This is a genomic window from Streptomyces sp. NPDC057694, from assembly GCF_042799415.1.
Lineage (GTDB): Bacteria > Actinomycetota > Actinomycetes > Streptomycetales > Streptomycetaceae > Streptomyces.
Window position 1 is genome coordinate 1 of the sequence record NZ_JBHVIX010000011.1, and the last position, 22,834, is coordinate 22,834.

At 71.6% G+C, this 22,834-nt stretch carries 22 protein-coding genes; 15 read left to right on the forward strand and 7 right to left on the reverse strand.

Translation table 11 applies throughout. The annotated features are described in order from the left end of the window. Together ACFVDP_RS23270 and ACFVDP_RS23275 are read left to right on the forward strand one after the other, a co-directional pair. Nucleotides 1-384 (forward strand): electron transfer flavoprotein subunit alpha/FixB family protein (locus tag ACFVDP_RS23270; protein WP_383492617.1); only part of this gene is annotated, 384 nt, incomplete at its 5' end. A 179-nt stretch (nucleotides 385-563) separates the two neighbouring features. Further along, the gene (locus tag ACFVDP_RS23275; RefSeq protein ID WP_383493250.1) at nucleotides 564-1,862 is read left to right on the forward strand and encodes a DUF6986 family protein; all 1,299 of its coding nucleotides are present in this window, start codon (nucleotides 564-566) and stop codon (nucleotides 1,860-1,862) included. 76 nt (nucleotides 1,863-1,938) lie between these two features. Here ACFVDP_RS23275 and ACFVDP_RS23280 read toward each other — a convergent pair whose 3' ends face one another. Next, nucleotides 1,939-2,592 (reverse strand): HAD family hydrolase, encoded by a 654-nt coding sequence (locus ACFVDP_RS23280; RefSeq protein WP_383492620.1) that lies wholly within the window; start codon nucleotides 2,590-2,592, stop codon nucleotides 1,939-1,941. A 44-nt stretch (nucleotides 2,593-2,636) separates the two neighbouring features. Beyond that, nucleotides 2,637-3,755, reverse strand: coding sequence for a LacI family DNA-binding transcriptional regulator (locus tag ACFVDP_RS23285; protein ID WP_383493253.1), 1,119 nt, complete (start codon nucleotides 3,753-3,755; stop codon nucleotides 2,637-2,639). Between the two features lie 160 nt (nucleotides 3,756-3,915). Between ACFVDP_RS23285 and ACFVDP_RS23290 the strand changes: the two genes are divergently transcribed. After that, nucleotides 3,916-4,878, forward strand: coding sequence for an ROK family protein (locus tag ACFVDP_RS23290; protein WP_383492623.1), 963 nt, complete (start codon nucleotides 3,916-3,918; stop codon nucleotides 4,876-4,878). A gap of 105 nt (nucleotides 4,879-4,983) precedes the next feature. Here the strand turns inward: ACFVDP_RS23290 and ACFVDP_RS23295 are convergent, their stop codons facing one another. Then, a complete protein-coding gene (locus ACFVDP_RS23295) occupies nucleotides 4,984-5,400 on the reverse strand; it encodes an STAS domain-containing protein (protein ID WP_383492626.1) in 417 nt (138 codons plus the stop codon). 354 nt (nucleotides 5,401-5,754) lie between these two features. Here ACFVDP_RS23295 and ACFVDP_RS23300 point away from each other — a divergent pair, with 354 nt between their 5' ends. The 8 genes from ACFVDP_RS23300 to ACFVDP_RS23335 all read left to right on the forward strand — a co-directional run bounded on the left by ACFVDP_RS23300 (nucleotide 5,755) and on the right by ACFVDP_RS23335 (nucleotide 15,494). Then, on the forward strand, nucleotides 5,755-6,690 hold the full coding sequence (locus tag ACFVDP_RS23300) for an aminoglycoside phosphotransferase family protein (protein ID WP_383492629.1): 936 nt from the start codon (nucleotides 5,755-5,757) through the stop codon (nucleotides 6,688-6,690). Between the two features lie 847 nt (nucleotides 6,691-7,537). Further along, nucleotides 7,538-8,155 carry a TOPRIM nucleotidyl transferase/hydrolase domain-containing protein gene (locus ACFVDP_RS23305; protein ID WP_383492632.1) on the forward strand — a complete coding sequence of 206 codons (618 nt, stop codon included), beginning with the start codon at nucleotides 7,538-7,540 and terminating at the stop codon, nucleotides 8,153-8,155. 112 nt (nucleotides 8,156-8,267) lie between these two features. Then, nucleotides 8,268-9,263 (forward strand): NUDIX domain-containing protein, encoded by a 996-nt coding sequence (locus ACFVDP_RS23310; protein WP_383492635.1) that lies wholly within the window; start codon nucleotides 8,268-8,270, stop codon nucleotides 9,261-9,263. A gap of 198 nt (nucleotides 9,264-9,461) precedes the next feature. Beyond that, entirely contained in the window at nucleotides 9,462-11,279 is a 1,818-nt protein-coding gene (locus tag ACFVDP_RS23315) for an ABC transporter family substrate-binding protein (RefSeq protein WP_383492638.1), read from the forward strand. A 76-nt stretch (nucleotides 11,280-11,355) separates the two neighbouring features. Then, a complete protein-coding gene (locus ACFVDP_RS23320; protein WP_383492641.1) occupies nucleotides 11,356-12,342 on the forward strand; it encodes an ABC transporter permease in 987 nt (328 codons plus the stop codon). After that, nucleotides 12,335-13,258 carry an ABC transporter permease gene (locus tag ACFVDP_RS23325; protein WP_383492643.1) on the forward strand — a complete coding sequence of 308 codons (924 nt, stop codon included), beginning with the start codon at nucleotides 12,335-12,337 and terminating at the stop codon, nucleotides 13,256-13,258. Before ACFVDP_RS23320 ends, ACFVDP_RS23325 begins: the two co-directional genes overlap by 8 nt. Then, entirely contained in the window at nucleotides 13,255-14,469 is a 1,215-nt protein-coding gene (locus ACFVDP_RS23330; protein ID WP_383492646.1) for an ABC transporter ATP-binding protein, read from the forward strand. The genes ACFVDP_RS23325 and ACFVDP_RS23330 overlap by 4 nt, the downstream gene beginning before the upstream one ends. Beyond that, entirely contained in the window at nucleotides 14,466-15,494 is a 1,029-nt protein-coding gene (locus ACFVDP_RS23335; protein WP_383492648.1) for an ABC transporter ATP-binding protein, read from the forward strand. The genes ACFVDP_RS23330 and ACFVDP_RS23335 overlap by 4 nt, the downstream gene beginning before the upstream one ends. A 4-nt stretch (nucleotides 15,495-15,498) precedes the next feature. Here ACFVDP_RS23335 and ACFVDP_RS23340 read toward each other — a convergent pair whose 3' ends face one another. Next, nucleotides 15,499-16,218 (reverse strand): MBL fold metallo-hydrolase, encoded by a 720-nt coding sequence (locus tag ACFVDP_RS23340; protein ID WP_383493256.1) that lies wholly within the window; start codon nucleotides 16,216-16,218, stop codon nucleotides 15,499-15,501. Nucleotides 16,219-16,308: 90 nt separating this feature from the next. Next, nucleotides 16,309-17,670, reverse strand: a complete 1,362-nt coding sequence (locus ACFVDP_RS23345; protein ID WP_383492651.1) for a dipeptidase — start codon at nucleotides 17,668-17,670, stop codon at nucleotides 16,309-16,311. Between the two features lie 172 nt (nucleotides 17,671-17,842). Here ACFVDP_RS23345 and ACFVDP_RS23350 point away from each other — a divergent pair, with 172 nt between their 5' ends. Next, nucleotides 17,843-19,033, forward strand: coding sequence for a geranylgeranyl reductase family protein (locus ACFVDP_RS23350; RefSeq protein ID WP_383493259.1), 1,191 nt, complete (start codon nucleotides 17,843-17,845; stop codon nucleotides 19,031-19,033). A gap of 84 nt (nucleotides 19,034-19,117) precedes the next feature. Here the strand turns inward: ACFVDP_RS23350 and ACFVDP_RS23355 are convergent, their stop codons facing one another. Further along, nucleotides 19,118-19,579 carry a nitroreductase/quinone reductase family protein gene (locus ACFVDP_RS23355; protein WP_383492653.1) on the reverse strand — a complete coding sequence of 154 codons (462 nt, stop codon included), beginning with the start codon at nucleotides 19,577-19,579 and terminating at the stop codon, nucleotides 19,118-19,120. A gap of 165 nt (nucleotides 19,580-19,744) precedes the next feature. Here ACFVDP_RS23355 and ACFVDP_RS23360 point away from each other — a divergent pair, with 165 nt between their 5' ends. From ACFVDP_RS23360 to ACFVDP_RS23370, 3 genes are all read left to right on the forward strand, one after another. After that, nucleotides 19,745-20,446: a TetR/AcrR family transcriptional regulator gene (locus tag ACFVDP_RS23360; protein WP_383492656.1), complete on the forward strand. Its 702-nt coding sequence runs from the start codon at nucleotides 19,745-19,747 to the stop codon at nucleotides 20,444-20,446. An 81-nt stretch (nucleotides 20,447-20,527) separates the two neighbouring features. Next, nucleotides 20,528-21,826, forward strand: a complete 1,299-nt coding sequence (locus ACFVDP_RS23365) for a sensor histidine kinase (protein WP_383492659.1) — start codon at nucleotides 20,528-20,530, stop codon at nucleotides 21,824-21,826. Then, nucleotides 21,823-22,488: a response regulator gene (locus tag ACFVDP_RS23370; RefSeq protein ID WP_383492662.1), complete on the forward strand. Its 666-nt coding sequence runs from the start codon at nucleotides 21,823-21,825 to the stop codon at nucleotides 22,486-22,488. The genes ACFVDP_RS23365 and ACFVDP_RS23370 overlap by 4 nt, the downstream gene beginning before the upstream one ends. Here the strand turns inward: ACFVDP_RS23370 and ACFVDP_RS23375 are convergent, their stop codons facing one another. Then, nucleotides 22,489-22,833, reverse strand: coding sequence for a hypothetical protein (locus tag ACFVDP_RS23375; protein ID WP_383492665.1), 345 nt, complete (start codon nucleotides 22,831-22,833; stop codon nucleotides 22,489-22,491). It lies immediately after the preceding gene. Between the last annotated feature and the right edge of the window lies 1 nt (nucleotide 22,834).

A 22,834-nucleotide genomic window follows, 5' to 3' on the forward strand; every position in this document is an offset into this window, starting at 1 on the left:
CGTCCGGAGCTGACCGAGGCCGCGATCGTGGTCTCCGGCGGCCGCGGCGTCAACGGCGCCGAGAACTTCTCGATCATCGAGGCCCTCGCCGACTCCCTCGGCGCGGCCGTGGGCGCCTCGCGTGCCGCGGTGGACGCGGGCTGGTACCCGCACTCCAACCAGGTCGGCCAGACCGGCAAGAGCGTCTCCCCGCAGCTCTACATCGCCAACGGTATTTCCGGTGCGATCCAGCACCGGGCGGGCATGCAGACCTCGAAGACGATCGTGGCGGTCAACAAGGACGCCGAGGCCCCGATCTTCGACCTCGTCGACTACGGCGTCGTCGGCGACCTCTTCGACGTCGTGCCCCAGCTCACCGAAGAGGTCAAGACCCGCAAGGGCTGAGCCTGTTCGGCCGGTGACGGCCGCCGACGGGGCCGCGTGGTGTTCTCACCGCGCGGCCCCGTCCGCGTACCGGGACCCTGGAAGATGGCCATTGACCTGGACTACGGCTACGGATAACTTCGCTATACGGATGTTTGATTCCGTGAAGTGGAAACAGTGAGCGTATGGAGGGTGTACGAATGGGTCAGCAGGAGAAGGTGTCGACGAGCCTCGCGGGCGCGGTCAGCGAGGGCATCAGCGCCTCACTCGCCCCGGTCGACGCGGAGCTCGCGCGCCGGTACCCGGGAGACCCCGGCACCCGCCAGCCGGTCCACACGGTCTACGTCCCCGGTGACGCCTTCGACGCGGGCACCATCCGCACCTGGGGCGACCAGGCGCTCGCGCAGCTCGACGAGCACGCCCCGGACGCCGCCTCGTTCGCCGCCGTCCTCGGCCTCTCCGACGACCTCGCGGAGCCCGTCTACAGCCGCGTACGCGCGAAGCTGGAGCGCGAGCCCGTCGAAGACCTGCGGGTCGACTTCGAGGACGGCTACCGGCCCGCTTCCTCCGCCGACGAGGACGAGACGGCCGCACGGGCCGCGCGCGTCATCGCCGACGCCTACAAGAACGGCACGGCGGCCCCGTACATGGGCATCCGCATGAAGTGCATGGAGGAGGCCGTCCGCGACCGCGGCATCCGCACCCTCGACATCTTCCTCACCGGTCTCATGGAGCACGGCGGGCTGCCCGACGGACTGGTCCTGACGCTGCCCAAGGTCACGTACCCGGAGCAGGTCACGGCCATGGTCCGGCTCCTGGAGGCCTTCGAGAAGACCCACGGGCTCGACGCCGGGCGGCTCGGGTTCGAGATCCAGATCGAGACCAGCCAGTCCATCCTCGCCGCCGACGGCACCGCCGCCGTGGCGCGCATGATCGACGCCGCCGAGGGCCGCGCGACCGGCCTGCACTACGGGACCTTCGACTACAGCGCCTGCCTCGGCGTTTCCGCCGCCTACCAGGCGAGCGACCACCCGGCCGCCGACCACGCGAAGGCCGTCATGCAGGTCGCCGCCGCCGGTACGGGCGTGCGCGTCTGCGACGGCTCCACGAACGTGCTGCCCGTCGGGCCCACCGCCAAGGTCCACGACGCCTGGCGCCTGCACTACGGCCTCACCCGCCGCGCCCTCGCCCGCGCCTACTACCAGGGCTGGGACATGCACCCGGGCCACATCCCGACCCGCTACGCCGCCGTGTTCGCCTTCTACCGCGAGGGCTTCGAGCAGGCCGCGGCCCGACTCGCCGCCTACGCCGGCCAGTCCACCGGCGACATCGCGGACGAGCCCGCCACCGCCAAGGCCCTCGCCGGGTACCTGCTGCGCGGCCTGGACTGCGGGGCCCTCGACAACGGCGAGGTCGCCCGGCGCGCCGGACTGACCCGCGCCGACCTGGAGGGCTACGCGGCGCCGCGCCGCGGTGACCTCACGGCGACGGCCGAATAGCGCGCACCCGCGCACGGATCACCACTGCCCTTTCCCGGGGACGGCCGGGGAAGGGCAGTGGTGTGTGCGAGCGGTCTCAGCCCATCGTGCCGAGCAGGGCGGGCAGATCGCGCATGTCGTGGAAGACGACGGTGTCCGGGCCCGCGAGCCGGGCGGCCGGGGTGAGCCCGCCGGCGTAGCCGAAGGAACGCATCCCGGCGGAACGCGCGGCCTGTACGCCATGGCCGCTGTCCTCGACCACCGCGCAGGCCGCCGGGTCGGCCCCCATCCGCCGGGCGGCGTGCAGGAAGACATCGGGGGCGGGCTTGGCGCGCGCGACCTCCGAGGCGCTGAAGATCCGTCCCGCGAAGTGCTCGTACAGTCCGGTGCGGCCCAGAGTGTGCCGCATCTTGTCGTGGGAGCCGCTGGAGGCCACGCAGGTCGGCACGGTGATGGCGTCGAGCGCCTCGCGGATCCCGTCGACGGCGACGAGGCCGGAGTCCACCGCCTCACGATGGCGTTCCTCGAACCGCTTCGACCACATCTGGGCGGTCTCCTCGCCCAGCCGAGCGGCCACCAGCGCGCTGATGTCGGCGTGGGAGCGTCCGATGAACCGTGCGACGACCTCCTCCGCCGTCAGCGGCCAGCCCAGTGCGGCGCCGATCTCGACCTGCAGGCCGACAGCGATGCGTTCGCTGTCGACCAGGACGCCGTCGCAGTCGAATATCACCAGTTCGAAGGGTCTGATCATCCCGGCAGCTTAGGACGCGGACCGCACGGCGGGGCCGGTAACGGTCAGGCCGGAGGCGGCAGTTCGCCCGAGCCCCGGCGGATCAGGCGCGTCGGCAGCTCGATGCGGTCGGGGAGCAGCGTCGCCCCGTCCAGCTGCCGGAACAGCCGCTCGGCCGCCGTGCGGCCCAGCTGGGCGGCGTCCTGCGCGACCACCGTCACACCCGGCTGGAGCAGGTCGCCGAGCTCGATGTCGTCGAAGCCCACCAGGGCCACGGCCCGGTCCAGTTCGGCGAGGACGCGGATCACGGTGACGGTCACCCGGTTGTTGCCGGCGAAGATCGCCGTGACCGGCTCGGGGGCCTTGAGCATCTCCTCGGCGGCCAGACGCACCCGCTCGGGATCGGTGACCCCCAGCGACATCCAGCGGTCGGCCACCGATATCCCGGCGTCCTCCATGGCCGCCCGGTAGCCCCGCAGGCGCTCGGCCGCCGTGTGGATGCGCGGCTGGTCGCCGATGAAGCCGATCCGGCGGTGACCGCCCGCGATCAGATGCGCCACCCCGTCGCGGGCGCCGCCGAAGCTGTCGGAGAGGACACAGTCCGCATCGATCCGCCCCGCGGGACGGTCCACGAACACCGTCGCCACACCGGCCGCGATCTCCGGCTCCAGATAGCGGTGGTCGTCCCCGGCCGGGATCACGACCAGACCGTCGACCCGGCGCGCGCACAGGGCGAGCACCAACTCCTGCTCGCGGTCCGGGTCCTCGGCACTCGACCCGTTGATGAGCAGCGCGCCGTGCGCCCGCGCGACCTCTTCCACGGCCCGGCTGAGCGGTCCGTAGAACGGGTCCGCCAGATCCTCAAGGACCAGTCCGATGCTCGCGGTACGCCCCTTGCGCAGCACCCGCGCGCTGTCGTTGCGCCGGAAGCCGAGGGCCGCGATGGCCTCCTGCACGCGCCGCTCGGTGTCGGGCGTGACCCCGGCCTCGCCATTGACGACACGGGACACCGTCTTGAGGCCCACTCCGGCGCGCGCGGCGACATCCTTCATGGTCGGGCGATTGCCGTAGCGGTTCTCGGTGCGGCGGGCGGTGCGGTCCACTATGCGCTGTCCTGTCCTGTCGTCGCTGCCGTCAAGGCGGTGCCCGGAGCGGGCGGAGGGCGACCGCTCTTCGGGGTTCATCATGCTGTACCGGCTGCCGTACGAGCATGTGGCGTCGAGCATAGGGCCTGGACAACGTTGTCAGATGCGGGAGAGACTGTCCACCGATTTCCTGAGCCTTCCTACAGTCGGCTTCTGTGAACTGCCCCTTCTCCCCTTTCCCGCAGGAGACCAGACACTGATGCACACGGACCTCGTCGCCGCGCTCGACATCGGCGGCACCAAGATCGCCGGCGCCCTGGTGGACAACCGGGGCCGTATCCTCGCGCGGACCCAACGGCCGACCCCCGCGCAGGAGAACGGCGAGACGGTGATGGGCGCGGTCGAGGCGGTGCTCGGCGAGCTGACGTCGTCCGAGCTGTGGCCGAGGACCGGTGCCGTGGGCATCGGCAGCGCGGGGCCCGTGGACCGCTCGGCGGGCACGGTCAGTCCGGTCAACGTCCCCGGCTGGCGCGCGTTCCCGCTCGTCGAGCGGGTCGGTGCCGCGACCGGCGGACTGCCCGTCGAACTGGTCGGCGACGGTGTGGCGATCACGGCGGCGGAACACTGGCAGGGCGCGGCGCGCGGCCACGACAACGCGCTGTGCATGGTCGTCTCCACCGGCGTCGGCGGCGGCCTGATCCTGGGTGGCCAACTCCACCCCGGCCCCACCGGCAACGCGGGTCACATCGGCCACATCAGCGTCGACCTCGACGGCGACCCGTGCCCCTGCGGCGCGCGCGGCTGCGTCGAGCGCATCGCCTCCGGGCCCAACATCGCCCGGCGTGCCCTGGCCGACGGCTGGCGGCCGGGCCCCGACGGCGACGCGACCGCCGCGGCCGTGGCCGCCGCCGCCCGCGCGGGCGACCCGGTCGCGGCGGCTTCCTTCGCGCGCGCGGCGCAGGCCCTCGCGGCCGGGATCGCCGCGACCGCGACGCTCGTCGAGGTGGACATCGCGGTGATCGGCGGGGGAGTGGCGAAGGCCGGCGACGTCCTGTTCGACCCGCTGCGCCGAGCGCTCCGCGACTACGCCACCCTCTCGTTCGTCCAGCGGCTGACCGTCGTCCCGGCCTCGACCGGCACGGACGCCGGGCTCGTGGGGGCCGCGGCCGCGGCGCTGCGGGGTGGGAACACGGCCGACGAGGCGCGGCGGCAGGCTGTCTGACGGCGCGCCCGTCGTCCTGCCGACGCGGGGTGACGGCGTGCGGTGGACGGCCACGGCGCTCCGAGCGTCCTGACGGGCGGGAGGGAGCGTCGAGGCACCCTCGGGTCACCTCAGGGCCTCCTCCACCGTCGCCACCGGCGTCAGCACCTCGGTGAGCTTGGACATGGCGATGATGCGCAGCGTCAGTCGGCGCCGGCACACGACGGTGACGCGGCCGCCCCGCTCCGCCGCTCTGCGATGCGTTCTGACCAGCAGGGTGAGCCCCGAGCAGTCGAAGAACGTCGTCGCCGTCAGGTCGATCACGACGACGCGGTACGGACCGGCCGCCACCGTGTCGAGCAGGGGAGCCAGACGGTGCAAGGCCAGCAGGTCTATGTCTCCGCCGAGAGTGACGACGGCGCAGTCGCCGTATGTGCGGACCACGGCGGGGTGCACGGCGTTGTCGGGGTCGGTCGTACCCGCGATGACGCCGCAGTTTCCGAACAGTCCGTAGCCCTCGGAATCTCCGAAGTCATCGGACAAGTAGTCCTGTTGATTGCCTTGCCGCATCGGGCCCCCCGGCCTGAACACCTGTCCGGCTCCAGAGGGAGTCGGCCACTCTGGCGCGAACGAAACATCGGTGTGCGGATGAACCGCGAGGTCGCCGGGGGCCGGGGCGCCTGGTCGGACACCGTAGCGGGAGGAGCGGAGCCACGTCGTGCCGTAACGATTCCCGATCCCCCGGCATCACTTGATGGGGTGAATAAGACGCAAAACGCTTGACACCAAAACCGTGGGGCCGGAGAAAAACTGGTCGACAGCCGGGGCACGGTGCTCTGTCATGGACCCTCTGTCCACAGCCCATCGGGTCGATGGGCCCGTTCCGGGAGATCCGCCTTGGCGACAGCGCACGACGCACCGGCCACGAGGGACGTCGACGAGCGGCCGTTCATCGACACGGCGCTGGTACGGGACCTCGTCGACCGTCAGTTCCCGCAGTGGTCCCGGCTGCCGCTCACGCCCGTCGAGCCCGGCGGCTCCGACCACGTCATCCACCGCCTCGGCGATGAGCTGGCCGTGCGCCTGCCCAGGCACTCCGGCGCCATCGGACAGGCCGAGAAGGAGCGGGACCGGCTGCCCGGCCTCGCGCCCCGGCTGCCGCTCGCCGTGCCCGTCCCGGTGGCGGTCGGGCGGCCCGCGCTCGGGTATCCGTGGCCGTGGGCGGTGACCCGGTGGCTGGGCGGCGAGGTCGCGACGGTCGAGGGGCTGGGGGACTCCACCGACGCGGCGCTCGAACTGGCCGATTTCCTAAGGGCGTTGCAGACGGTGGACCCGCACGCCGGACCTGCCGAGGCGCGGGAGACACTCGCCGACCGCGACACGGCGACCCGGACCGCCATCGCGCGGGCGGCCGGCGCCTTCGACGCCGGGGCGATGACCGCGCTGTGGGACGCGGCCCTGGCCGCTCCTGCCTGGCCGGGGCCGCCCGTGCTGTGCCACGGTGACTTCCACACCGGCAATCTGCTCGTCGCCGACGGCCGCCTCAGCGCGGTCATCGACTTCGGCAGTCTCGGGGCGGGTGATCCCGCGGTCGACCTGATGATCGCCTTCACGCTGCTGTCGCCGCACTGCGCCGCGGTGCTCCGGGCCGCGCTGGAGGTGGACGACGCGACCTGGCTGCGCGGGCGGGGCTGGGCCCTGACGTCCGGCCTGATCGCCTACACGGCGTACGCGGCGGACGACCCGCGGATCGCCGCCGCGACCACCCGGCAGATCCGGGCGGCGCTGGCCGGTCCCGGCGAGGACCGTGTGCGCGATGCACACCCCGTGTGAATTCCGCGCCGCGACAGCGTGTGCGCACACGGCTGTGCCGCCCTGCCGACTGCGCTTGACTTCGTAGGCAAGAAACACAGCGGAAGGCCGGAAGCGGGCCGGCCGCCGACCGTCGGGCAGCGGTCGGCGCGGCGCCCCGGGCCTTGCCGCGGCGGCTCCGGTATCTCCCCCCGATGTCCGGAGGCGCTCGGGCGATGCGGCCCCTCGCATCCGCCCCTTACGGATGACCCGCCTGCCGCGACATCTCCGAGACACCCGAGGCGGTGGGCGGGCGCCGTTCGTTTCGCTCCGGGGGATGCGGGCGGGCAGCCGCTCAAGGCGACCTCTACGTCGTGTGATTGACGTCCGTCACGCCTGCTGGTCGGCGACCTGTCCTACCGGTGTCCGCGCCCCACGTGCGGCCCTTGTGCGGCCCCCTGGCCGCCCGCGCGGGCACCAGCGCGACGATTCCCGCCAGTGCCGGTGAGCCGATCCAGGTGACCGGCCAGAGCGCCGCCCGCCACCCCCCGGCGTCCGCCGCCCAGTGCCCCCGAAGGGCACGCCCAGCACATTCGCGACCGTGAGGCCCGCGAACACCTACGCCACCGCGCGCGACCGGTGAACCGATGCCGAAGAACGAGCCGTGACGCTCAGCGCGAGAAGTGGACCCGGCATCGAGCCTCCCCCAACGCGGCACGCGGACAGCACAGTTGGTGTGGTGCGGGCGCCGGGCTGCCGGTCCGGGCGGCACCGGGGTGCCACTGTGCCGGCCAAGGGTCCTGGCCTGTACAGGTGAATCCGGGGAGAGTCCGAGGGGGACGCACGATATTCGGTGCCGCTCCGGACGATCACGATGCAGACTCGGCCCATGGGAGACGTAGGGGCGTTCAGGGACGCGGTGGCGAGATGGGCGGCCGGAGGCCCGGGTGAACCGGCGGGTGAGCTGAGCCGTCGGCTGGGGCTGCGGACGGCGGTGCTGGTCGAGGGGGCCAGCGATCTCGCCGCGGTGGAGACCCTCGCGGCCCGGCGCGGCCGTGACCTGGCCGTCGACGGGGTGTGCGTCGTCGCGATGGGCGGTGCCATGAGCGTGGCCCGCTACGCGGAACTCCTCGGACCGCCCGGCCTCGGTCTGCGCCTGACGGGACTGTGCGACGAGGGGGAGCGGGGCTTCTACGCGCGCGGTCTTGAGCGGGCGGGGGCGCCGCACCAGGACTTCTACGTGTGCGCCGTGGACCTGGAGGACGAACTGATCCGCGCGCTCGGCACGCAGGCCGTCGAGGACGTCTTCCGGGCCGAGGGCGACCTGCGGTCCTGGCAGATCTTCCTGGCCCAGCCCGCCCAGCGCGGACGGCCCCGAGAGCAGCAGGTCCGGCGCTTTCTCAGCACCAAGAAGGGCCGCAAGATCCGGTACGGCGGGCTCCTGGTGGCGGCCCTCGATCCGGCGCGGGTGCCGGCGCCGCTCGACGGTCTGCTCGCGAGCGTCTGAGCGCAGCCGCCTCGTGCGCGCGCGGCCGCGCGCGACCACCCTCATCAGCACCGGGTTTCCCCGGCAGGGTGTTGCGGGCAAGCCTCAGGGGGCCTAGGGAAGAGGGGGAACCGTGATCGTCTGGGTCAACGGGGCGTCCGGCGCGGGCAAGACGACGGCTGCGCGCGAGTTGCTCGACCTGATCCCCAACTGCACGCTCTTCGACCCCGAGGAGATCGACGCCGGGCTGGAGCGGCTGCTGCCGGCCAAGCGGCTCGCCGAGGTCAGCGACCGTCAGGACCTGCCGATCTGGCGGCGGCTCGTCGTCGACACGGCCGCGGCGCTCCTCGCCGAACTCGGCGGGGTCCTCGTGGTGCCGATGGGGCTCCTGCGCCAGGAGTACCGCGACGAGATCTTCGGTGGGCTCGCCGCCCGCCGGATCCCTGTGTGCCATGTGGTCCTTGCTCCAGGTGAAACGATCCTGCGCAGCCGTGACCCGGGCGGCGAGGCGCCCGCCGATATCGAGCCCTACCGCGCCGCGCTCGCGGGCTGGCTCGCCGCGGAGGCCTACCTCGTCGACAACGGCGACCTGACCCCGTACGACACCGCCGTGCGCATCGCCGCCGCCGTGCGCACCGGCGAGGCGGCCCCGTGCGACATCGTGCAGACCGCCGAGCCGACCGCCGAGACGGTCGCCTCGGGCGTGCTGCTCTTCGACGAACAGGACCGGGTGCTGCTCGTCGACCCCACCTACAAGCCGGGCTGGGAGTTCCCCGGCGGCGTCGTCGAGCCGGGCGAGGCACCCGCGCGGGCGGGCATGCGGGAGGTCCTGGAGGAGACGGGCATCCAACTCGTCGACGTACCGAGACTTTTGGTCGTCGACTGGGAGCGGCCCGTACCGCCCGGCTTCGGCGGTCTGCGGCTGCTCTTCGACGGCGGGCGGCTCGACCCTGACGTGGCGGCCCATGTGCTGCTGCCCGGGCCGGAGCTGAGGGACTGGCGGTTCGTCGGCGAGGCCGAGGCGGCCGGACTGCTGCCACCCGTGCGGTACGAACGGCTGCGCTGGGCCCTTCGCGCCCGCGAACGCGGCGCCGCGCACTACCTGGAAGCCGGAATTCCGCTCGGCTGAGAAGCGACTCGACAGGCGGCGTCACTTTGCCAACTGCCGTGATTTCCAAGGGGAAATCTAAGCCGGAACGTCATCTTTCCGGTATGGCACGACCGCTTACGACGGGACGCGATGGTCTTACCGTGAAGGCGCAGCTCACCTCTTGCGGTTTGCAGCCGCCTCACCGAGCCGGACTGCTCTCCGGCTGAACGGAGGGACATGCGTGCGCCTTCATCGACCGTCGCGAAGGGCCTGACGCTTGCCGCCGGGCTCACTCTCGTGCTCACCGCGTGCAGCAGCGGATCGGGCGGGAGCGGCAACGGCAGTACCACGTCGGCGGGACTGACCTCGTGCAGTTCCCAGGGCAAGGCCAATACGTGCAACTCCGGGCAGCGCAAGTCCGGAGGAACGTTCACCTACACCATCGAGAAGAACATCCAGGCCTGGAACATCGAGGACTCGAACGGCAACACCTTCGAGAACAGCGAGGCCATGACCGCCGTGCTGCCCCAGGTCTTCGTGCCGCAGCCGGACTTCAGTCTCAAGCTCAACACCGACTTCGTCACCTCGGCGCAGCAGACGAGCGCGAGCCCCCAGACCTTCGTCTACAAGATCAACCCCAAGGCGAAGTGGAACGACGGGACGCCGATGTCGGCGGACGACTTCATCTTCCTGTGGCGCACCATGAACGGGAAGGACTGCCCGCCCCCGCCCGCCAGCGACGACACCCAGACCAAGGGCTGTCTGCCCTGGTCCACCTCCGGCTGGGACCGGATCAAGTCGGTCACCGGGTCCGACGGCGGCAAGACCGTCACCGTCACCATGGACAAGCCCTACTCCGACTGGAAGTCCTTCTTCGGCGGCGGCTACGGCCTGTACCCGGCCCATGTCGCGGAGAAGGCGGCCGGCGCCGCCGCGGGCAGCGCCGACAAGATGACGGCCGCCCAGCTCACCAAGGGCTGGCAGTACTTCATGAAGACGCCGCCCAGCCAGTACGCCACCGGCGGGCCGTACAAGATGACGGAGTGGAAGGACAACGACCACGCCACCTTCGAGCCCGACGCCACGTGGTACGGGAAGACGAAGCCGACGCTCGACCGGCTGATCCTCAAGGTCATCTCGGACGCCACCCAGGAGCCGACGGCGCTGAAGAACAACGAGGTCCAGGGCATCTATCCGCAGCCCCAGGTGGACCTCGTCAATCAGATCAAGGACATCCCGAACGTCTCGTACACGATCGGCGAGGGCCTGCAGTGGGAGCACTTCGATCTCAATCTGCACAACCCGGTGATCGGCAAGTACAAGGCGCTGCGGCAGGCGATGTTCACGTCGATCAGCGTCAAGGACATGGTCGATAAAACGGTCGGACAGTTCGACAAGAACGTCAAGCAGCTCGGCAGCCACATGCTGATGCCCGGGCAGTCCGGCTACCAGGACGTCGTCACCGGCACCGGGCAGGGCTCGGGTGACCTGGCGAAGGCGAAGAAGCTCCTGACCGACGCAAAGTTCACCGGTGTCGGCTCCGGTCTGAAGACTCCGGACGGCAAGGCGGTCGGACCGTTCAACTGCCGCTACACCACCGGCAACGCGATCCGGCAGAGCGAATGCCAGATCCTGCAGTCCGCCCTCTCGGACCTGGGCATCAAGGTGACGATCAAGCCGATCGGCGCCGCCGACCTCGGCACGGTGCTCACCGGGCACCAGTACGACATCATCGTCTTCGCCTGGGTGCAGGGTCCGACGCCGACGTCCAACGCCCAGGGCACCTGGTCGACCGGACAGGCGAGCAACTACGGCGGGTACAGCAACAAGCAGGTCGACAAGCTGCTGAACGACTCGGTCGGGCAGACCGACGCGACCAAGGCGATGTCGATGCTGGCCCAGGCCGACAAGATCATGACGGATGACGCGTACGTGCTGCCGCTCTACCAGAAACCGACGTTCTTCGCGGTGCAGGACCGCTTCGTCGGCATGCGGAACAACGCGACCATCATCGGTCCGCCGTACAACGTCGCCGAGTGGGGACTGAGGAAGTAACTCCCCTCGGAACACCGACAGTTCGGTCCCGGCGGTCCGCCGCCGGGACCGTCCACCGCCACCCGAGGAGTCCTGCATGTTCGCCTACGCGGTGCGACGGGTCCTCGTCTCGATCCCCGTCCTGATCGCCTCGACGTTCATCGTGTTCCTGGTCGTCGTGAACGCCGGCGATCCCGTCGCCAACTTCGCCACCTCCCGCAATCCGGCCCCCACCAAGGCCGCGGTCGCCTCCTTCGCCCGGCACATCCACGCCGACCAGCCGGTCGTGGTGCGCTACTGGAACTGGATCGTCGGCGTCCTGCACGGACAGTGGGGACCGTCCATCGACCCCAATCTCGACATCGGGCACGACCTGATCACCCGCTTCCGGGTGACCGTGATCCTCGTCGTCGCCTCGATGCTGCTCGCGCTCGTCCTCGCCGTCGTCTTCGGCGTGTACAGCGCGGTACGCCAGTACTCGCCCTCCGACTACGTCATCACCTTCGCCGGATTCCTCTTCCTGTCGATGCCCGTCTTCTGGTTCGCGGTCCTCCTCAAGCAGGGCGGCATCTGGTTCAACGACCAGACCGGCTCCGCCTTCCTCGGAACCATCGGCGACCGCTCCGCGTATCTGGAGGTCGACACCTTCGGCAACCAACTGACCGACCGCATCGGCCACTTGGTACTCCCGGTCATCACGCTGGCCCTCGTGTCGTTCGCGTCCTGGACCCGCTACACCCGCGCCTCGATGCTCGAGGTCCTCGACTCCGACTATGTGCGCCTCGCCCGCGCCAAGGGCATCCGCCGCCGCAAGGTCCTCACCCACCACGCGCTGCGGACCGCGCTCATCCCGCTCACCACCGTCACCGCCCTGGACGTGGCGTCGCTGCTCGGCGGTGTCGTCATCACCGAGACCATCTTCCAGTGGCACGGCATGGGCGAGATGCTGGTCGACGCGGTCACCAAGGTGGACGTCTACCGCACCATGGCGTGGCTCCTGCTCTCCGCGGTCATCGTCATTGTCTTCAACCTCATCGCCGATCTGCTGTACGCCGTACTCGACCCGAGGATCCGTTATGACTGACACCACTCAGGCGACGGGCGCGGCGGGCGGTGAACTCCCGCGCAAGGACGAAGAGTTCACGGTCAAGGAGCGGACGCAGACCCAGCTGGTGCTCCGGCGCTTCGTGCGGCACCGGGCGGCGATGGCCAGCCTGGTGGTCTTCGTGCTCATCGTGCTGTGGGCGTTCATCGGGCCGCACCTGTGGCACTACTCGTACGAGAAGTTCACCCCCGACAACTCCCAGCCCCCGTCCGCCAAGCACCCGTTCGGCACGAACTCCTCCGGCTACGACGCCTACGCACAGGTGATGCGCGGCACCCAGACCTCGCTGAAGATCGCCATCATGATCGCGCTGGGCTCGACCCTCGTCGGCGCGGTGTGGGGAGCCGTCGCCGGCTTCTACCGGGGTGTGGTCGACGCGGTGCTGATGCGCATCTCCGACCTCGTCCTCACCCTGCCGCTGCTCGCCATCGCCCTGGTCATCTCCTCCCGCAGCGGCGGCAGTTGGTACTGGATCGCCATCGTCGTCGCCGGTCTCACCTGGGCGTACGTCTCCCGTGTCGTGCGCTCGACGGTGCTGTCGCTGCGCGAGAAGGAGTTCGTCGAGGCGGCCCGGGCGCTCGGTGCCTCCGACACCCGGATCATCTTCCGGCACCTGCTGCCGAACTCGCTCGGGCCGATCATCGTGAACGCCACGATCCTCGTCGCCACCGGCATCCTCATCGAGACGGCGCTGTCGTTCCTCGGCTTCGGTGTGCAGCCGCCGGACACCTCGCTCGGACTGCTCGTCTCCCAGGCGCAGACGGCCGTCGACACCCGGCCGTGGCTGTTCTACATCCCCGGCGCGTTCATCATCGCGATCGCGCTGACCATCAACTTCATCGGCGACGGGTTGCGCGACGCGTTCGACCCCCGACAGCAGAGGGTGCGCCAATGACCGTGTCCGGCAGGGCCGCCGACGGACGGCCCGCACTCACGCTGCCCACCGAGGACACCGTGCTCGAAGTGGACGACCTGTGCGTGGAGTTCCCCACCGAGGACGGTCTCGTACGGGCCGTGCGCGGCGTCGGCTACCGACTGGAGCGGGGCGAGTCGCTGGGCATCGTCGGCGAGTCCGGATCCGGCAAGTCGGTGACCGCGCTCGCCGTGATGGGGCTGCTGCCGAAGACCGCGAAGGTGGCCGGCTCGGTGCGGTTCCAGGGCACCGAGCTGCTCGGCCTCGGCGACTCCGCGCTCTCCGACGTACGCGGCAGCGGCATCGCCATGATCTTCCAGGACCCCATGACCTCGCTGAACCCCGTCCACACCGTGGGCCACCAGATCGAGGAGGGCCTGCTGCGGCACAACGCGGGCCTGTCCAAGCGGGCCGCGCACGAACGCGCCGTCGACCTGCTCGGCATCGTGGGCATCCCGCACCCCGCCCGGCGCGTCGACGACTATCCGCACGAACTCTCCGGCGGGATGCGCCAGCGCGTCGTGATCGCCATCGGCATGGCCAACGACCCGGCCGTCATCATCGCCGACGAACCCACCACCGCCCTCGACGTCACCGTGCAGGCGCAGATCCTCGACGCCCTGGAGACCGCGCGGGCCGAGACCGGCGCCGCCCTCGTCCTGATCACCCACGACCTCGGAGTCGTCGCCGGGCACACCGACCGGGTCGCCGTCATGTACGCGGGACGCATCGTCGAGACCGGCTCCGTGGAGGACATCTTCTACACACCCCGCATGCCCTACACCCTCGGCCTGCTGGGCTCACTGCCCCGGATGGACCGGGCGGAGGAACGGCTCACCCCGATCACCGGATCGCCGCCGTCCCTGCTGAACCTGCCACCGGGCTGCCCCTTCGCGCCACGCTGCCCGATGCGCGAGGACGTGTGCGACCGCGACGAACCCGCCCTGCGCACGACCGCCCACGCCGGACACCGCAGCGCCTGCCACTTCACCGAGCGGCTCGTCGACACCGCCGCCGACGAGGTGTTCGAGGTGACGGGCGCCGACGCGACGGCTCTCGCCCGGCTGGCCGGAGAGACCCCCGAGGACAGCGCGGCCGGCTCAGAAAGCGCAGACAGCGCAGACAGCGCAGACAGCGCAGACAGCGCAGACAGCCAAGACAGCCCAGCCGGCCCACGGAAGGACCCCGCATGAGCACGGCCGTCGAGACCGAGCCGGTCCTCCAGGTCCGCGATCTGGTCAAGCACTTCCCGGTCCGCTCACGCGGGATCGTGCGCCGCACCATCGGCGACGTGCACGCTGTGTGCGGCGTCTCCTTCGATCTGTACGCCAACGAAACCCTCGGCCTCGTCGGCGAGTCCGGCTCCGGCAAGACGACGACGGCCCGCACCCTGCTCAATCTGGAGCGGGCCACCTCGGGCAGCGTCACCTACCGCGGCCATGAACTCACCTCACTCAGCCGACGTCACATGCGGCCGCTGCGCGAGGACCTGCAGATTGTCTTCCAGGACCCCTACGCCTCGCTCGACCCGCGCGTCTCCGTCCACGAGATCGTGGCCGAGCCGCTGCGCATCCACGGCCGCTACGACGACGCGGGGCGTGCCGAGGTGCGCGAGCTGCTGCGGCTCGTCGGGCTCAACCCCGAGCACGGCAACCGCTTCGCGCACGAGTTCTCCGGCGGGCAGCGCCAACGCATCGGCATCGCCCGGGCGTTGGCGTTGCGCCCGAAGGTCGTCGTGCTCGACGAACCGGTCTCAGCGCTCGACGTCTCCATCCAGGCGGGCGTCCTCAACCTGCTGATGGACCTCCAGTCCGAACTGGGACTGTCCTTCCTGTTCGTGGCGCACGACCTGTCGGTGATGCGGCACGTCGCGCACCGGGTGGCCGTCATGTACCTGGGCCGGATCGTCGAACTCGCCCCGACCCGCGAGCTGTTCGCCCGTCCCTCGCACCCCTACACCCAGGCCCTGATCTCCGCGATCCCGTTGCCCGACCCGCGCAAGGAGCGGGCCCGGCGCCGGATCACCGTGCAGGGCGACGTGCCGAGCCCGATCCGGCCGCCCAGCGGCTGCCGCTTCCGCACACGCTGCCCGAAGTTCGCCGACCAGCTCACCGAGGAGGAGCGGACGGCCTGCGTGGAGCGGATCCCGGAGCTGACCGACCGGGGCAGTGGCAACCCCGTCGCCTGCCACTACGCCCAGCCGCTCGAACTGCTGTGACCGATCAGGCGGGTTGATACGCCGCCGCGGCCGTCCTGAGCATGTCTCCCGCGTTCTCGGTGAGCGGATCGCCGTGACCGAAACAGGCCACCTCGCTCTCCAGCGCCGCGAGCCGGGCGAAGGAGGCGACGGCCCGCGCGCGGTCCAGGTTGAACACGCCCAGGACGATCTGCCCGTCGACCGGAGACGCGGCGATCGCGTCACCGGTGAACAGCACGCCGTGCCGGGACAGATGCACGCCGATCGACCCGTCCGTGTGGCCGGGCGCGCCGACGACCAGAGCCCCGTCGCCGAAGCCGAGCGTGTCGCCGTCGGCCAACTCCCGCACCACGGACGGCAGATCGGGCTCGGGCGGCGGGTCCGGGAGCTGTGCCAGGGCCTGGGCGTGCAGAGGGCGCTCCCAGTCCTCGTAGACCGGCGGCGGCCCCTGCGCCTCGCCCCGCACGAACGGCGCGTCCAGCCGGTGCGCGTACACCTCGGCGCCGCTGAGCCGGGCGAACTCGGCGGCGCCGCCCACGTGGTCCTCGTGGAAATGGGTGAGTACGATCCGCCGCACGTCCTCGGGGGTGTGCCCCCAGGCGCGTACCGCGTCGGCGATCGGCCGGCCCGCGCCGGGCGCACCCGCGTCGATCAGGGTGAGCCCGTCGTCGTCCCGCCACAGATAGGCCTGCCCCACGGGGAAGCGCAGCAGCCGCAGCCGAGGGGTGACATCGAAGGCGTCGATGAGGTCGTAGGTCGTCATGCGACGACCGTACGAACCGCACCCGCCGCACCGCGCAGGTCTTGGCCCACAGCAGAGCGGGCCGGGACCGCGTCAGTTCGCGGCGGCGTACTTCTGGAGGAACAGCGCCTCCGCCACCGACAGCCGCTCCAGCTCCTGCGGCGACACCGACTCGTTGACCGCGTGGATCTGCGCCTCCGGCTCGCTCAGGCCGATGAGCAGGATCTCCGCCTCCGGGTACAGCGACGCGAGGGTGTTGCACAGCGGGATCGAGCCGCCCTGACCCGCGTAACTCATCTCCTGGCCGTCGTACGCCTCCGCCATCGCGTCCGCCAGCGCGGCGTACGCGGGGCTGGCGGTGTTCGCCCGGAACGGCTGGCCCTGGCCGACCTGCTCGACCGACACGCGGGCGCCCCACGGCGTGTGCGCCTCGATGTGCGCCATCAGCAGCTTCGTCGCCTCGGCGGCGTCCACGCCCGGCGGCACCCGCAGGCTGACCAGCGCGCGGGCGCCCGCCTGCACGGACGGCGTCGCGCCGACGACCGGCGGGCAGTCGATGCCGAGCACGGTCACGGCCGGCCGCGCCCAGATGCGGTCGGCGACGGTGCCCGCGCCGATCAGCTCCACCCCGTCGAGGACCTTGGCGTCCTTGCGGAACGCCTTGTCCTCGTACTGCAGCCCGCTCCAGGACTCGGCCGCGTCCAGACCGTCGACCGTCGTCGAGCCGTCCTCGGCCCGCAGCGAGTCCAGTACGCGGACCAGCGCGGCGAGCGCGTCGGGCGCGGCCCCGCCGAACTGGCCCGAGTGCAGGTTCCCTTCGAGGGTGTCGATCTGCACCCGCACCAGCGTCATTCCGCGCAGCGTCGCCGTCGCGGTGGGCAGACCGCACTGGAAGTTGCCCGCGTCACCGATGACGATGGTGTCGGCGGTCAGCAGCTCCGGGTGCTGCTCGGCGTAGCGCTCCAGGCCGCCGGTGCCCATCTCCTCCGAACCCTCGGCGATCACCTTGACGCTCACCGGGACCCCGCCGTTCGCCTTCAGCGCGCGGATCGCCAGCAGGTGCAGCAGCACGCCGCCCTTGCAGTCGGCACTGCCGCGCCCGTACCAGCGGCCGTCCTCGCGCTCGGTCAGCTCGAACGGAGGCGTCACCCACGCCTCCTCGTCCAGCGGCGGCTGCACGTCGTAGTGCGCGTACAGCAGGACCGTGGGCGCCCCCTGCGGTCCGGGCAGATGGCCGTAGACCGACTGCGTGCCGTCCGGAGTGTCGAGCAGCGCCACGTCCTCGAAGCCCTCGGCGCGCAGGGCGTCCGCGACCCAGTTGGCCGCGCCCTCGCTCTCGCTCTTCGGATACTGATCGAAGTCCGCCACCGACTTGAAGGCCACCAGCTCGGCCAGCTCCGCCTTGGCGCGGGGCAGCAGGGAGGCGACGGTTCCGGCGATCGGATGCGGCGACATGGGCACGCTCCTCGTAGGTGCGACGTTGTGCAGGGTGTACGGAAGATCCTCCCACAGAGGGTCTCGGCGCCGCCCGCCGTAGGATGCCTGGGAAACGTGCGGCAGGCGGCTGAAGACGGAGCAGTAGACCATCGTGAGCAGCGAGAATCCCGAGAGTGCGACGGGCAACGACATGGGCGACGAGCGGGACATGAGCGTGTGGGACGTCGTGGTCGTGGGCGCGGGCCCCGCCGGCGCCTCCGCCGCGTACGCGGCCGCGGTCGCCGGACGCCGCGTGCTGCTGTTGGAGAAGGCGGAACTGCCGCGTTACAAGACGTGCGGCGGCGGCATCATCGGCCCGTCCCGTGATTCGCTGCCACCCGGCTTCGATCTGCCGTTCAAGGACCGGATCAACGCGGTCACGTTCTCCCTGAACGGCAAGTACACGCGCACCCGGCGCTCGCGCAGCATGCTCTTCGGGCTCATCAACCGCCCGGAGTTCGACGCCCAGCTCGTCGAGCACGCGCAGAAGGCGGGCGCGGAGCTGCGCACCGGCGTCACGGTCACGCGGGTCGAGCAGCACGGTTCCGCGGTGCCCGACCGGCGGACCGTCGCGGTCGTGCTGCAGGACGGCGAGACGGTGCTCGCGCGGGCCGTTGTCGGCGCCGACGGCAGCGCCAGCCGGATAGGAGCACACGTCGGGGTCAAGCTCGACCAGGTCGACCTCGGCCTGGAGGCGGAGATCCCGGTGCCGGAGACGGTCGCCGAGGACTGGCGCGGCCGGGTCCTCATCGACTGGGGCCCGATCCCGGGCAGTTACGGCTGGGTCTTCCCCAAGGGCGACACGCTCACCGTCGGCGTCATCTCGGCGCGCGGCGAAGGCGCCGCCACCAAGAAGTACTTGGAGGACTTCATCGCGCGTCTGGGGCTCGCCGGCTTCGAGCCCGCCGTCTCCTCCGGGCATCTGACGCGCTGTCGGGCCGACGACTCGCCGCTGTCGCGCGGGCGGGTCCTGGTGTGCGGCGACGCGGCCGGGCTGCTTGAGCCGTGGACGCGCGAGGGCATCTCCTTCGCGCTGCGCTCGGGCCGGCTCGCGGGGGAGTGGGCGGTGCGCGTCGCCGAGTCCCACGACGCGGTGGACGCCCGCCGTCAGGCGCTGAACTACGCGTTCGCCATCAAGGCGGGCCTGGGCGTCGAGATGGCCGTCGGCAAGCGCATGCTGACCGTCTTCGAGCGCAAGCCGGGCCTGCTGCACGCGGCGCTCACGGGCGTGCGGCCGGCGTGGAACGCGTTCGCGAAGATCACCCGGGGTTCGTCGTCCCTGGGTGAGCTGGTGCGGACGCATCCGATGGCGGGGCGGGCGCTGAACCGGTTCGAGCGCTGACGCGCTCGGCGCCGCCCCGCGCCGGGACCGGGTGTGCCGGTCCCGGGGAGCGCGGGCGTCGGCCGGCGGCCGTGATCCGGGCTGTCAGTCCGCGACGGTGATCCGGAAGACCGGGTGGTCGGGGGACGCGGCCGACAGCTCGGCGTCCGACGACTTCGCGGTGACACCCTTGAAGTAGTCGTTGACCTGCCAGCCCCACCGCTCCAGGTAGGTGCGCATGACGTCGCGCTTCAGGTCGTCGTCGGCGAGTTCGACGGCCTCGAAGGTGCGGACCTTGCGGCCGACGCGCAGCTCGCCGCCGCCCGCGGCGAGCATGTTCTTCACCCACTGGGAGTGGCCGCGGGCCGAGACCAGGTACTGCGCGCCCTCGTACGTGTGCGGGTTCACGGGGATCCGCTGCAACTGGCCGCTCTTGCGGCCGCGTACCGACAGTTCGGCGGAGCCCGCGAGGCTGAGGCCGCGACGGGCCAGCCAGCCGATCACCCGGTTGAGGCGGATCGCGGTCGGGGTGCCCTTGAGGTAGTAGGGCTCGGACTGTGCGCTCATGGTGACCCCCAGGAGGAGTGCGGGCGGTGCTCCGAAGTGTGAGCACCGCTCTCGCTTATGAGCAGTGTGCACGAGATGGGCGCTCCAAAGCAAGAGCAGTGCTCTCTTTTTCGACCGGCGATCCGAAACGTGTGCACCGCTCCGTCTTCGTGGAACACTGCGTCCATGAGTACGAGCCGCACCACGCAAGGGGCCCGCGCCCGCGCCCGGCAGGAGATCACCGCCGCCATCAAGGACGAGGCGCGCAGACAGCTCGCCGCCGACGGTGCCGCCAAGCTCTCGCTGCGCGCCGTCGCCCGCGAACTCGACATGGCCTCGTCGGCCCTCTACCGCTACTTCCCCAGCCGGGACGAGTTGCTGACCGCGCTCATCATCGACGCCTACGACTCGCTGGGCGAGGCCGCCGAGCGGGCGGACGCCGCCCGGCGGCCGAAGGCGACCGCGGCCCAGCGCTGGCTCACCGTGTGCCGGGCCGTCCGCGAATGGGGCCTCGCCCGTCCGCACGAGTACGCCCTCATCTACGGCTCCCCGGTGCCCGGTTACACCGCGCCGATGACCACCGTCGAGGCCGCGTCGCGGGTCGGGCTGCTGCTCATCGCCATCGTGCGGGAGGCGTACGAGGGCAAGGGCGTGGCCCTGCCCAAGCTGCCGCCCGCGCTGCGCCCGGAGGCCGAGCGGATCGCCGCCGACATCGCGCCCGACCTGCCGCCCGAGATCATGGCCGCGCTGATCGCCGCGTGGGCGCAGCTGTTCGGCCTCATCGGCTTCGAGCTGTTCGGCCAGTTCAACCGGGTCGTCGAGGACCGGGCCGCCTTCTTCGACCACGCCGTGGCGCAGCTCGCCCACGGCGTCGGGCTCGTGAAGTGACGTACGTACTCCCCGGGGAGTACGTGTGATCACCACGCCCGGCTGACGCCCGTGGCGGCCCGCGGCCCTTAGCGTGGCCGCATGGACGAGCAGCATGAGCGGGCCGGTGAGCCGCCCAGGACCTGGGGCGGGCCACCGTGGCGGCGCGGCGGGCCGCCGTGGGGGCCGGGGCCCACGTGGTGGAACAGGGCCGACGGCGGCCGCCTGCCGTGGCGCTCCACGGTGCTGGCCACCCTGATCGTCCTGATCGGCTCGAACATGGCCGCACACGGCCGGGAGGGCGACCGCGTCGGCCTCGACGTGTTCGCGCACCTGCTCCTCGTCCTGGCCTCGGTACAGCTGCTGTGGCGGCAGCGGCACCCGGTCGCGGTCGCCTACGGCACGGCGCTCTGCGCGACGGTGTATCTGGCGGCCGGCTATCCCTACGGGCCCGTCTTCCTCCCCGTCGCCCTGGGCTGCTTCTCCGCGATCGTCGCGGGGCGCCGGAGCGCGGCCTGGGGAGCCGTCGCCCTGTTCTGGGCCGGTCACATGGTGGTGGGGCACTGGCTGTACCGGTATCTGCCGCCGGCCGGGGACGGTCCCGCGCCCTGGGGACAGGAGGCGATCGTCGCGGCGTGGGTGCTCGCCGTCGTCGCCGTCGCCGAACTGGCGCGGGTGCGGCGCGAGCAGTGGGCGCAGGCGCGGGCCGAGCGGGAGCGGGCTGCCCGGCGGCGGGCCGACGAGGAGCGGCTGCGCATCGCCCGCGAACTCCACGACGTGCTGGCCCACTCCCTCTCCGTCATCAACGTCCAGGCGGGGGTGGGGCTCGCGCTGCTCGACGCCGATCGGGAGCAGGCGCGTACGGCACTGACGACGATCAAGGCGGCCAGCAAGGAGGCGTTGGGGGAGGTGCGGCAGGTCCTCGACACGCTGCGGACACCCGGCGACGCCCCGCGCGCCCCCGCCCCGGGCCTCGACCGGCTGCCCGAACTCGTCGAGCAGGCGGCCGGGGCCGGGCTCACCGTCGACGTCGACACGGGCGGGGAGCGGGTGACGGCGGCGCCGGGGGCCGACCTCGCCGCGTTCCGGATCGTGCAGGAGGCCCTGACGAACGTCGTACGGCACTCGGAGTCCCGGCGGGCGAGGGTGCGACTCCGTTACGGCCAGGGCATGGTGACGGTCACCGTCGACGACGACGGGCCCGCGAGCCACGCCGAGGCGGGCGGCAGCGGCAACGGGCTCGCCGGGATGCGCGAGCGCGCCGCCGCCCTGGGTGGCACCATCGAGGCGGGGCCGCGCCCCGACGGCGGCTTCCGCGTCGTCGCCGAACTGCCGCTGGCCCCGTCCGCTCCATCCGTTTCATCCGCCCCGTCCGTCCCGTCGTCGGAGGAGCCCCGGTGATCCGCGTACTTCTCGCCGACGACCAGTCGCTGGTCCGCGCCGGATTCCGGGCGCTGCTCGACGCGCAGAGCGACATCGAGGTCGCCGCCGAGGCCGCCGACGGTGAGCAGGCCGTGCGGCTGGTGCGCGAACTGCGTCCCGACGTCGTCCTGATGGACATCCGGATGCCGCTGCTCGACGGGCTCGCGGCGACCCGCCGGATCGGTGCGGACCCGGAACTCGCGGAGGTGAAGGTGGTCATGCTCACCACCTTCGAACTCGACGAGTACGTCTTCGAGGCGATCCGCTCCGGTGCCTCCGGCTTCCTCGTCAAGGACACGGAACCGGACGAACTGCTGCGGGCCGTGCGGGCCGTGGTGCACGGCGACGCGCTGCTGTCGCCGGGGGTGACCCGGCGGCTCATCGGCGAGTTCGCGGCGCGTTCCAAGGAGCCCGCGGGCGCGGTGTCGCTGGCCGGGCTGACCGAGCGGGAGCGGGAGGTGATGGCGCTCGTCGGCATCGGCCTGTCGAACGCGGAGATCGCCCGGCGCCTCGTCGTCAGCCCGCTCACGGCGAAGACCCACGTGAGCCGCACCATGGTCAAGCTGGGCACCCGCGACCGGGCCCAACTCGTCGTCCTCGCCTACGAGTCGGGTCTCGTCCGGCCCGGATGGCTCGGCTGATCAGGCCGCTTCCAGGGCCTCGGCCCGGCGTACCAGAGCGGCCGCGATGTCGTCCCAGTCCGGGCCGTGCATCCACAGATGGTCGGCGGCGCCGCGCAGCAGCGCGGGCTCGTCGGGCCGTTGCAGCAGCACCAGGCGGTGGGCCAGATTGCGGATCCACACCGGGAGATGGCCGTCGACCACGTGCGGGCACAGCTCGCGCAGCATCGTGAGGATCGCGTCCGCGCCGGCGAACGTCAGTTCCTCGACGAAGTAACGCTCGTGGTGGTCGAGTTCGCACGCCGGGGTGGGGCGGTGCTCGTCCCCGTACAGACAGCGGGCATGGTCGGTCAGAGTGCTGTGCATG